Annotated in this window: 12 protein-coding genes; 6 read left to right on the top strand and 6 right to left on the bottom strand. The window is 67.0% G+C overall.

Annotated elements, in window-relative coordinates; genetic code table 11:
• Together ACR2JA_RS18475 and ACR2JA_RS18480 are read left to right on the top strand one after the other, a co-directional pair.
• Positions 1–305, top strand: a 305-nt coding sequence (locus ACR2JA_RS18475) for a PLP-dependent transferase (protein ID WP_434010531.1), incomplete at its 5' end; no start/stop codon positions are given.
• Between the two features lie 163 nt (positions 306–468).
• Complete coding sequence (locus ACR2JA_RS18480) at positions 469–2169, top strand: AMP-binding protein (protein WP_434010532.1); 1701 nt, start codon at positions 469–471, stop codon at positions 2167–2169.
• 45 nt (positions 2170–2214) lie between these two features.
• On the opposite strand, the gene ACR2JA_RS18485 is transcribed toward ACR2JA_RS18480, so the two are convergent.
• The 6 genes from ACR2JA_RS18485 to ACR2JA_RS18510 form a co-directional block, all read right to left on the bottom strand.
• Positions 2215–3324 (bottom strand): 2Fe-2S iron-sulfur cluster-binding protein, encoded by a 1110-nt coding sequence (locus tag ACR2JA_RS18485; protein ID WP_434010533.1) that lies wholly within the window; start codon positions 3322–3324, stop codon positions 2215–2217.
• Positions 3325–3329: 5 nt separating this feature from the next.
• A complete protein-coding gene (gene paaD / locus ACR2JA_RS18490; RefSeq protein WP_434010542.1) occupies positions 3330–3857 on the bottom strand; it encodes a 1,2-phenylacetyl-CoA epoxidase subunit PaaD in 528 nt (175 codons plus the stop codon).
• Positions 3858–3862: 5 nt separating this feature from the next.
• Complete coding sequence (gene paaC, locus ACR2JA_RS18495; RefSeq protein WP_434010534.1) at positions 3863–4705, bottom strand: 1,2-phenylacetyl-CoA epoxidase subunit PaaC; 843 nt, start codon at positions 4703–4705, stop codon at positions 3863–3865.
• 92 nt (positions 4706–4797) lie between these two features.
• Positions 4798–5100, bottom strand: coding sequence for a 1,2-phenylacetyl-CoA epoxidase subunit PaaB (gene paaB / locus ACR2JA_RS18500; RefSeq protein WP_434010535.1), 303 nt, complete (start codon positions 5098–5100; stop codon positions 4798–4800).
• On the bottom strand, positions 5097–6119 hold the full coding sequence (paaA, locus tag ACR2JA_RS18505) for a 1,2-phenylacetyl-CoA epoxidase subunit PaaA (protein ID WP_434010536.1): 1023 nt from the start codon (positions 6117–6119) through the stop codon (positions 5097–5099). Before paaA ends, paaB begins: the two co-directional genes overlap by 4 nt.
• 120 nt (positions 6120–6239) lie before the next feature.
• Positions 6240–7154, bottom strand: a complete 915-nt coding sequence (locus ACR2JA_RS18510) for a 23S rRNA (adenine(2030)-N(6))-methyltransferase RlmJ (protein ID WP_434010537.1) — start codon at positions 7152–7154, stop codon at positions 6240–6242.
• A 206-nt stretch (positions 7155–7360) separates the two neighbouring features.
• Between ACR2JA_RS18510 and rplM the strand changes: the two genes are divergently transcribed.
• The 4 genes from rplM (at position 7361) to ACR2JA_RS18530 (ending at position 9429) form a co-directional block, all read left to right on the top strand.
• Positions 7361–7792: a 50S ribosomal protein L13 gene (gene rplM / locus ACR2JA_RS18515; protein ID WP_434010538.1), complete on the top strand. Its 432-nt coding sequence runs from the start codon at positions 7361–7363 to the stop codon at positions 7790–7792.
• A 9-nt stretch (positions 7793–7801) separates the two neighbouring features.
• Complete coding sequence (rpsI, locus tag ACR2JA_RS18520) at positions 7802–8194, top strand: 30S ribosomal protein S9 (RefSeq protein WP_434010539.1); 393 nt, start codon at positions 7802–7804, stop codon at positions 8192–8194.
• Between the two features lie 107 nt (positions 8195–8301).
• Positions 8302–9009 (top strand): DUF6776 family protein, encoded by a 708-nt coding sequence (locus tag ACR2JA_RS18525; protein ID WP_434010540.1) that lies wholly within the window; start codon positions 8302–8304, stop codon positions 9007–9009.
• Between the two features lie 21 nt (positions 9010–9030).
• On the top strand, positions 9031–9429 hold the full coding sequence (locus ACR2JA_RS18530) for a bactofilin family protein (protein ID WP_434010541.1): 399 nt from the start codon (positions 9031–9033) through the stop codon (positions 9427–9429).
• Positions 9430–9440 lie beyond the last annotated feature (11 nt).

A 9440-nucleotide genomic window follows, 5' to 3' on the forward strand; every position in this document is an offset into this window, starting at 1 on the left:
ACGCGCTGGTGCAACAGTACATGGGCGGCCGAGCGTCGGGGATCATCAGTTTTGGTCTGAAGTCGGCGGACGCCATCGCGGCCGGCACGCGCTTCCAGGACGCGCTGCAGCTCTTCACGCGCCTGGTCAACATCGGGGACGCCAAGTCCCTGGCCTGCCACCCGGCCACCACCACGCACCGCCAGCTCAACCCCGACGAGATGAAGAAGGCCGGCGTGAGCCCCGACATGGTCCGCCTGTCGATCGGCATCGAGCACATCGACGACCTGATGGCCGATCTGGAGCAGGCGCTGGCGAAGGTTTGAGCGCCACCGGCTGCGACCCTGAGAAACCCGCTTCGGCGGGTTTTTTCTTGTCTCGGGCTGCACCGGTCTTGATCTTGCGCAGCCGCCGGTGGCGTGTGCGTGGCATATTGGTTTGTGCGGGTCGCGGTGGCGCGGCCGCGTGACGCAGGAAGGTGGCGAACACATGGACAGACCCTGGCTCAGCCAATACCCGGCCGGCGTGCCGGCGGAGATCGACGTTCACCGCTTTGCTTCTCTCAAGGACGTGCTGGCATTCAGTTGCGAGCGCTTTGCCGACCGGCCAGCCTACCGTTCAATGGGCGCGGCGATGAGCTTTCGCCAGCTCGACGAGGCCAGCCGGGCTTTTGCGGCCTGGCTGCAGCAGGTAGCGGGTCTGCAGCGCGGCGACCGCGTCGCCCTGATGATGCCCAACCTGCTGCAGTACCCCGTGGTGCTGTTCGGCGTGTTGCGCGCGGGCATGGTGGTGGTCAACGTCAACCCGCTCTACACGCCGCGCGAGCTGGAACACCAGTTGAAGGACGCGGGCGCCCAGGCCATCGTGGTGCTGGAGAACTTCGCCCACACGCTGCAACAGGTGATCGGCGCCACGCCCGTTCGCACCGTGGTGACCACGCAGGTGGGGGACTTGCTGCCGCCGATCAAGCGGCTGCTGACCAACGCCATGGTCAAGCACGTGAAAAAGCTGGTGCCGCCGTGGCGGCTGACGGGCGCCGTGGACTTTCGGCGCGAGCTGGCCGCCGGTCGCGCGCAGCCGCTGGACGATGTGCCACTGCAGCACAGCGATCTGGCCTTCCTGCAGTACACCGGTGGCACCACCGGCGTGGCCAAAGGGGCCATGCTCAGCCACGGCAACATGGTGGCCAACGTGCTCCAGGTGGGGGCCTGGATGTCGCCCAACCTGAACGATGGCGAGGAGACGCTGATCCTGCCACTGCCGCTGTACCACGTGTTCGCGCTGACCGGGGCGCTGTCCTTCTTCGCCAAGGGCGCGCAGGCGGTGCTGATCGCCAACCCGCGCGATATGCCGGCCTTTCTGCAGGTGCTGCGGCAGACCCGCTTCACCGCGATCATTGGCGTCAACACCCTGTTTCGCGCCCTGCTCGATGCACCGGGCTTTGCCCATGTGAACCTGCGCCCGCTGAAGCTGGCGGTGGCCGGCGGCATGGCGGTGCAGCAGGTGGTGGCGCACCGCTGGAAAGAGCGGGCGGGCGTGCCGCTGGTGGAGGGTTACGGCCTCACCGAAAGCGCTCCGGTGGCCATCGCCAACCCGATCACCATCCCGGAGTGGAGCGGGCAGATTGGCCTGCCGCTGCCGAGCACGGAGGCGGCGATCCTGGGCGACGCGGGCGAGCGCCTGGGCCTGGGCGAGGTGGGCGAGATCTGCCTGCGCGGCCCGCAGGTGATGCAGGGCTACTGGAACCACCCCGAAGAGACGGCCAAGGCGTTCATCGGCGACGGCTGGTTGCGCACCGGCGACATGGGGGTGATGGACGCGCGCGGCAGCATCCGCATCACCGACCGCAAGAAAGACATGATCGTGGTCTCGGGGTTCAAGGTGTTTCCCAACGAGATCGAGGACGTGCTGACCCTGCACCCTGGTGTGCTGGAGGCCGCGGCCATCGGTGTGCGCGACGAGCGTTCGGGCGAAGCGGTCAAGGTGGTGATCGTGCGCAGCGACTCCGACCTGAGCGAAGCCGACGTGCTCGCGCACTGCAAGCAGCACCTGACCGGCTACAAGATGCCGCGCGTGGTGGCGTTCCGCAGCGAGCCGCTGCCCAAGTCCAACATCGGCAAGGTGCTGCGCCGCGAGTTGCGCGACGCCGGGGCCACCGCCGTTCCGTCGGACCCGCCGGCCAACGCGTGACGCTCGCGGGTGTCGGGTGGCCGGGCCTCGCGCTGGGTGCCGCGCTCAGCGCTCGTCGTAGCTCACCACCAGCGTGTCGGTGGTGGGCCGGGCCTGGCAGCTGAGCACGAAGCCTTTTTCGGTTTCCCAGGGTTCGAGCGTGAAGTTCTTGTCCATGGTCACCGCGCCTTCCATGACCTTGGCGCGGCAGGTGCAGCACACGCCGCCCTTGCACGACCAGGGCAGGTCCAGCCCGGCGTTCAGGGCCACGTCCAGCACGTGTTCGTCCTTGCCCATGCGCAACTGGTGCGGCTTGCCGTCGAGCACCACAGTGAGCGCCACTTCGCCGTCGGTGCGCACGGCCGGGTGGCCCAGCACGGCGGCCTGGCGCTGTCCGGCGGGCAGGGCTTCCAGCGTGGGCGAGGTGAACCGCTCGGTGTGGATGCGGTCGGGCCGCACACCCGCGTCGAGCAGGGCTTTTTCGGTCGCTTCGATCATGGCCTCGGGGCCACACACGAACACCTCGTCCATGCTGGCCACCGGCAGCAGCGCAGCGATGATCTCGCGCACCTTGTCGCCGTCGATGCGGCCTTGCAGCAGCGGTACTTCCTGCGCCTGGCGCGAGAGCACGTGGATCAGGGTGAGGCGGCCCGGGTACCTGTCCTTGAGGTCCTGCAGCGCTTCGTTGAACATCACGCTCGCCATGCGGCGGTTGCCGTAGACCAGGGTGAACTTGGCGTCGGACGACTCCTCCAGCGTGCTGGCCATGATGGACAGGATGGGCGTGATGCCCGAGCCGGCCGCGAAGCCCACGCGGTGCAGCGCGCGCGGCTTGTGGATGGTGAAGCGGCCGTCGGGTGGCATCACGCGCAGCGTATCGCCGGCCTTGAGCGCGCTCGCGGCCCAGTTGGAAAACACGCCGCTCTCGACCGGGCGGATGCCCAGCGTGACCTCGCCGTGTTTCACCAACCGGCTGCGCGGGCTGCTGATGGAGTAGCTGCGCCGCACGTCCTGCCCGCCGATGGTGGCGCGCAGCGTCAGGAACTGGCCGGGCTCGAAGGCGAAGGTTTCGCGCAGCGCTTCGGGGATGGCCAGCGAGACGGCGACCGCGCCGGCGGCCTCGGGGTCGACGCGGGCAACGGTGAGGTCGTGGAAGCGGGGGGCGGCGGTGCTCATGGTGTTCAGTACGGCTTGAAATAGTCGAAGGGTTCGAGGCAGTCCAGGCAGCGGTACAGCGCCTTGCAGGCGGTCGACCCGAACGGGGCGGTCTGGGTCGTGTTGTGCGAGCCGCATTGCGGGCAGGGCACGTCCACAGGTGTTGCCGCGTGGCGGCTGAACCGCAGCACGCCCGCGGGCGATGCCGGCGGGCTGCCACCTTGCGGCGGCGCAATGCCGTAGGCGCGCAGCTTGTCTTTGGCCGCCTCGCTCATCCAGTCGGTGGTCCAGGCGGGCGAGAGCTGCGTCACCACGCGGCCCGGCAGGCCGGCCTCGCGCAGGGCGGCCACGACGTCGTCCTCGATCTGGCCCATGGCGGGGCAGCCGCTGTAGGTGGGCGTGATGACCACCTCGGGCACGCCATCGGCGCCCGTGCGGATCTCGCGCAGGATGCCCAGCTCACCCAGACTGATGACCGGGATCTCCGGATCGGCCAGGTGGACCACCGCCTGCCGCACCGCGTGCAGGTCCGCCTGCAGCGCCGCTTCACCCATGGGGTTCACCAGACGGCGGTCGGGTGGGCGCGCGCCAGGCTCTGCATCTCGGCCAGCAGAAAACCCAGGTGCTCGGAGTGCACGCCCACATGACCCTGCGCCACGTAGCCCTGGTGCGGCTGGTCGTGGCGGGACAGCGTGGCCTCGGCCAGCGTTTCGTTGACCAGCGCGTTCCAGTGCTCACGCAGCGCCGTGATGTCCACGCCGGTGCCGTCCTGCGCCGCAGCGCGCTCCGCTGGTCCAGGCTGCCAGAAGGCTTCGCAGAAAGGCAGCAGGTGGTCGACGGCGGCCTGGGCGCGGCGGTGCGATTCCTCGGTGCCGTCGCCGAAGCGCACCAGCCAGTCGCTGGCGTGCTGCAGGTGGTAGCGCACCTCCTTGAGCGACTTGGCGGCGATCGCGGCCAACTGCGCGTCCGTGGAGGCCTGCAGCCTGTCCCACACCAGCACCATCAGGGCGCTGACCAGGAAGTTGCGTGCGATGGTGGTGGCGTAGTCGCGCTCGGCCACGGCGTAGCCGACCAGCCCGCCGTGGTGCGGCAGCTCCATCAGCGTGTGGTTGCGGAATTCGGCCGTGTCGCGGAAGTAGGCGAGGGTGTCCTCGGTGATGCGGCCGTCCTGCCGCGCGCCCTGCAGGTGCGCGAAGCGTTGCGCGAGTGCGCCGTCGGCGTTGATCAGCGCGGCCGCGTGCTGGTAGAGCAGGCGCGCCTGACCGATCAGGTCCAGGCTGTTGTTGGCCAGGGCCAAGTCCTCTTCGAGGATGGGGCCGTGGCCGCACCACTCGGCGTTGCGCTGGCCCAGCACCAGGGCGTTGTCGGCCAGATGGAGGATGTAGTCAACAGGAGCCCCCACGCTCCCCGCTGCGCGTGGTTCGCTGCCCCCCACGGGGGCGCTCGCTTGCTTGGGGCGGCCCTGCGCCGCGCTCGGTTCGACCGGTGCCTTCATCACATGTGCCCCACTTTTTCCGGGATCTCGTAGAAGGTCGGGTGGCGGTAGACCTTGTCGGCCGCCGGATCGAAGAAGCTGTCCTTGCTGTCGGGCTCGCTGGCGGTGATGGCGGTCGAGGGCACGACCCAGATGCTCACGCCTTCCTGCCGCCGCGTGTACACGTCGCGCGCCATCTGCAGCGCGTGCCGCGCGTCGCTGGCGTGCAGGCTGCCGCAGTGCTTGTGCTCCAGCCCCTGCTTGCTGCGCACGAAGACCTCCCAAAGGGGCCATTCTTTCAATGCGGTTGTGGTCGTGTTCATGCCGCCTCCTTCTGTTGCCGCTGTTGCTGTTTGCGCGCGTGGGCCAGCGCGGCTTCGCGCACCCAGGCGCCTTGCTCATGCGCCTTCACACGGGTGGCCAGGCGCTCCTTGTTCATCGGACCGTTGCCGTTGACCGTGGCCCAGAACTCGTCCCAGTCGATCGCGCCGTAGTCCCAGTGGCCGCGGGCTTCGTTCCACTTCAGGTCGGGGTCGGGCAGGGTCACACCCAGCACCTCGGCCTGCGGCACCGTGGCGTCCACGAACTTCTGGCGCAGGTCGTCGTTGCTGATGCGCTTGATGCCCCAGCGCATGCCCTGCACGCTGTTGGGGCTGTCGGCGTCCGGCGGACCGAACATGGCCAGGCACTTCCACCAATAGCGGTTCACCGCGTCCTGCACCATGGCCTTCTGTTCGGCCGTGCCCTGCATCATCACCAGCAGGGCCTCGTAGCCCTGGCGCTGGTGGAAGCTTTCTTCCTTGCAGACGCGGATCATGGCGCGGGCGTAGGGGCCGTAGGAGCAGCGGCACAGCGGGATCTGGTTCATGATCGCCGCGCCGTCCACCAACCAGCCGATCACGCCCACGTCGGCCCAGTTCAGCGTCGGGTAGTTGAAGATCGAGCTGTACTTGGCCTTGCCGATGTGCAGGCCGTCGAGCATCTGGTCGCGGCTGGTGCCCAGGGTCTCGGCGGCGGAATACAGGTACAGGCCGTGCCCGCCCTCGTCCTGCACTTTCGCGATCAGGATCGCTTTGCGCTTGAGGCTGGGCGCGCGGCTGATCCAGTTGCCCTCGGGCAGCATGCCCACGATCTCGCTGTGCGCGTGCTGGCTGATCTGGCGCACCAGGGTCTTGCGGTAGGCGTCTGGCATCCAGTCGCGCGGCTCGACCTTGCCGTCGGCGTCGATGACGGTGTCGAAATGCGCCTGCAGTGCCGCGTCTTCGGCGCGGATGGGCCTGGCCGCCGGTGGGGCGCCGGCTTTGGTGTCGCCGTCGGCGACAGAGAACGATTGGGTGTACATGCGCGTCTCCTGCACCCGCACGGGCGGGGTGGATGCGCAGTATAAAAAATTAACCGACCGATCGGTTGGTTAATTCAACGGGCCGGGGTCGGGATTTACCCGCGTCCGCCCCGGCAGAGGTCATGCCCCGCCGGATTCCAGGGTCTGGGCCTGACCGCGCCCACGCCCCAGGAGGTTGACCAACAAGGGCAGCGCCTGCGCGAGCTGGGCCTTGAGCGTGTGCGGCGGGTTGACCACGAACATGCCGCTGGCCGTCAGCCCCTGGCGCTCGTTCGGCCCCAGGTCCTTCTGCCCGATGTTGAGCGTCGCGTGCAGCCAGGGCCGCTGGGTCTGGTTGCACAGCGTCTTGAGGCGGCGCGGCAGGTCGTGCGCTTCGGCGCGCGGGATGATCGGGTACCACACCAGGTAGGTGCCGGTGGGAAAACGCTTGATGCACTCTTGTATGCAGGCGCTCACTTTGGCGTAATCGCTCTTGATCTCGTAACTCGGGTCGATCAGCACCAGCGCGCGCTTGGAGCCGGTGGCCGAGGGCGGCGGCGGCAGCAGCGGCTTGAGGCCCTCGAAGCCGTCTTGCAACGCCACCGCTATCTGGCGGCCGGCGTCCAGTTGGGCGATGTTGGCGCTGAGCGTGCGGCTGTCGGTCGGGTGCAGTTCGAACAGCTTGAGCCGGTCCCGCGACTCGGTGCGCATCAGCGACTGCATGACAAACGGCGAACCCGGGTACACGCGCAGGCTGCCACTGGGGTTGAAGCCGGCGATCAGATCGAGGTAATCGTCCAGCGCGGGGCTGGACTCGGCCGGCGTCCCGGTGGCCGGGCGCAGGGCGGCCATGAGCTTGACGATGCCATCCGCCGCTTCACCGCCCTTTTCGGCGTAGTCGCCGTCCAGCCGGTACAGGCCGGCGCCGGCGTGGGTGTCCACCAGCGTGATGGACGGTTCCTTGAGCATCAAATGCCGCAGGGTGGCGATCAGGGTGGTGTGCTTGAGCACGTCGGCGTGGTTGCCGGCGTGAAAGGCGTGTCGGTAACTGAACATCCCGGGATGGTAGCGCCCGCACACCCCGGACGCCAGAAACTTGCCATGCCTCGGCGGAATTTCGTACAATGGAAAGCTTCGCAGCGATTTAGTGGCTCCGCGGCGAAGCGCGCATCCAGTGCACACCACCACCTAAGAGGGTTCCGTCAGAGAACCACCGACCGTGGAAAAGAGCCCGCCAAACCAACTCTTTGCAGAGAAAACTCATGACCAAAACGTTCAGCGCCAAACCCGCTGACGTGAAGCACGAGTGGTTTGTGATTGACGCAACCGACAAGGTTCTCGGACGGGTCGCCAGTGAAGTGGCCCTCCGTCTGCGCGGCAAACACAAGGCCATTTACACGCCTCACGTCGATACCGGTGACTTCATCGTCATCATCAACGCAGCCAAGCTGCGCGTGACCGGTACCAAGGCCACCGACAAGGTGTACTACCGTCACTCGGGCTACCCGGGCGGCATCTACGCCACCAACTTCCGCGACATGCAGGCCAAGCACCCCGGCCGCGCGCTCGAGAAGGCCGTCAAGGGCATGCTGCCCAAAGGTCCTCTGGGCTACGCCATGATCAAGAAGCTCAAGGTGTACGGCGGCGCCGAGCACCCGCACACCGCCCAACAGCCGCAAGTGCTGGACATCTAAGGAGCCGAGATGATTGGTGAATGGAACAATGGCACCGGCCGTCGCAAATCCAGCGTCGCCCGCGTGTTTCTGAAAAAAGGCACCGGCAAGATCACGGTCAATGGCAAGGACATCCAGGCCTACTTCGGCCGCGAGACCTCCATCATGATCGCCAAGCAGCCCCTGCTGCTGACGAACCATGCCGAGACCTTCGACATCCAGGTGAACGTGCACGGTGGTGGTGAATCCGGCCAGGCCGGCGCTGTCCGTCATGGCATCACCCGCGCCCTGATCGACTACGACGCGACGCTCAAGTCCGGCCTGTCGCAAGCAGGTTTCGTGACCCGCGATGCACGCGAAGTCGAACGTAAGAAGGTCGGTCTGCGTTCCGCACGCCGCGCCAAGCAGTTCAGCAAGCGCTAAACCGCGTTGGCTTCTGCCGCAAAAGCCGCCTTCAAGTTCGCTTGGGGCGGTTTTTGTTTTCTGGGGCTTGCATCTGCTTGCAAGCCTTGCCGTTGGAAAGGTTCTGAATGAGGCTGCGTCTGTTGCGTCGGCGCCTGACGGTGAGCGCACCCCGCATGGCGGTGCGCAGTGCACTGCCCTGGCCGGTGCGCTGGCTGGTCGGCGCGGTGGTGCTCGGCTTTTCGGGTGCGATGGCGTTGTGGGCCTTCGAATTCGGCAAAGAGATCGCCGGGCTGGACCGCAACGCCAAGCAGGAGCTGGAGCAGCTGCGCGCCGAAGTGCAGACCCTGCGCACCGACCTGGGTCGGGCCCAGTCCATTTCCAACACGTCCGAGAGCCTGCTCACGGCTGAAAAATCGGCGCAAGAGCAGTTGTTGCTGCAGATCCGCCAGCTGGAGTCGGACAACCAGGCGCTGCGCAGCGACCTGGGCTTTTTCGAGCGGCTGATTCCTGGTGGGGGCAGCGACGCGCTCAGCATCCGGGGCCTGCAGGTCGAGCGCGTGGCCGAAGGCCAGCTCAAATGGCAGGTGTTGCTGATCCAGGCGCTCAAGAACGCGCCCGATTTCAAGGGTACGCTGGAGTTGAGCTTTGTCGGCACGCTGGAGGGGAAGCCCTGGTCATTGAGCCCCGCGCCGGCCGCTCAAACGGTCCTGGTCAAGAGCTACCTGCGGCAGGAGGGCGTCGTGGACGTGCCCGCGCAGGCCGTGGTAAAAACCGTGACCGCCAAGATCCTGCAGGGCGGCGTGGTCAAGTCGGTGCAGACCCTCAAGCTGTAATCCCGTCGTCTGGAGAACGCCATGTTTGGCAACAAAAAACAACCCCCCATCAAAAGCCTGATCGCCCAGGGCACCCGCATCGACGGCAATGTGCTGTTCCACGACGGCTTGCGCGTGGACGGCGACGTGGTGGGCGATATCCGCGCCAGCGACGAACAGCCCAGCATCCTGGTGATCAGCGAGTCGGCCAGCGTGACGGGCCAGATCCACGCCGACCACGTCATCATCAACGGCCGCGTCAAGGGTCCCGTGCACGCTTTTGAATTGCTGGAGCTGCAGCCCAAGGCGCGCATCGAGGGCGATGTGTCGTACAAGGCGCTGGAGATGCACCAGGGCGCCACCATCGCCGGTCAGCTCAAACCCACGGCTGGCACGGCGGAAGACAAACCCACACTGAAATTGGCGGCAAACAACGGCTGATCGCCTGTTCG

The sequence above is a fragment of the Hydrogenophaga sp. genome (assembly GCF_051007235.1).
Taxonomy (GTDB): domain Bacteria; phylum Pseudomonadota; class Gammaproteobacteria; order Burkholderiales; family Burkholderiaceae_C; genus Hydrogenophaga.

Bases quoted from the DNA above. Each gene is read 5' to 3' on its own strand.
- ACR2JA_RS18480 (WP_434010532.1), top strand. From the start codon at position 469: ATGGACAGACCCTGGCTCAGCCAATACCCGGCCGGCGTGCCGGCGGAG.
- ACR2JA_RS18485 (WP_434010533.1), bottom strand. From the start codon at position 3,324: ATGAGCACCGCCGCCCCCCGCTTCCACGACCTCACCGTTGCCCGCGTC.
- paaD (WP_434010542.1), bottom strand. From the start codon at position 3,857: ATGGGTGAAGCGGCGCTGCAGGCGGACCTGCACGCGGTGCGGCAGGCG.
- paaB (WP_434010535.1), bottom strand. From the start codon at position 5,100: ATGAACACGACCACAACCGCATTGAAAGAATGGCCCCTTTGGGAGGTC.
- paaA (WP_434010536.1), bottom strand. From the start codon at position 6,119: ATGTACACCCAATCGTTCTCTGTCGCCGACGGCGACACCAAAGCCGGC.
- ACR2JA_RS18510 (WP_434010537.1), bottom strand. From the start codon at position 7,154: ATGTTCAGTTACCGACACGCCTTTCACGCCGGCAACCACGCCGACGTG.
- rplM (WP_434010538.1), top strand. From the start codon at position 7,361: ATGACCAAAACGTTCAGCGCCAAACCCGCTGACGTGAAGCACGAGTGG.
- rpsI (WP_434010539.1), top strand. From the start codon at position 7,802: ATGATTGGTGAATGGAACAATGGCACCGGCCGTCGCAAATCCAGCGTC.
- ACR2JA_RS18525 (WP_434010540.1), top strand. From the start codon at position 8,302: ATGAGGCTGCGTCTGTTGCGTCGGCGCCTGACGGTGAGCGCACCCCGC.
- ACR2JA_RS18530 (WP_434010541.1), top strand. From the start codon at position 9,031: ATGTTTGGCAACAAAAAACAACCCCCCATCAAAAGCCTGATCGCCCAG.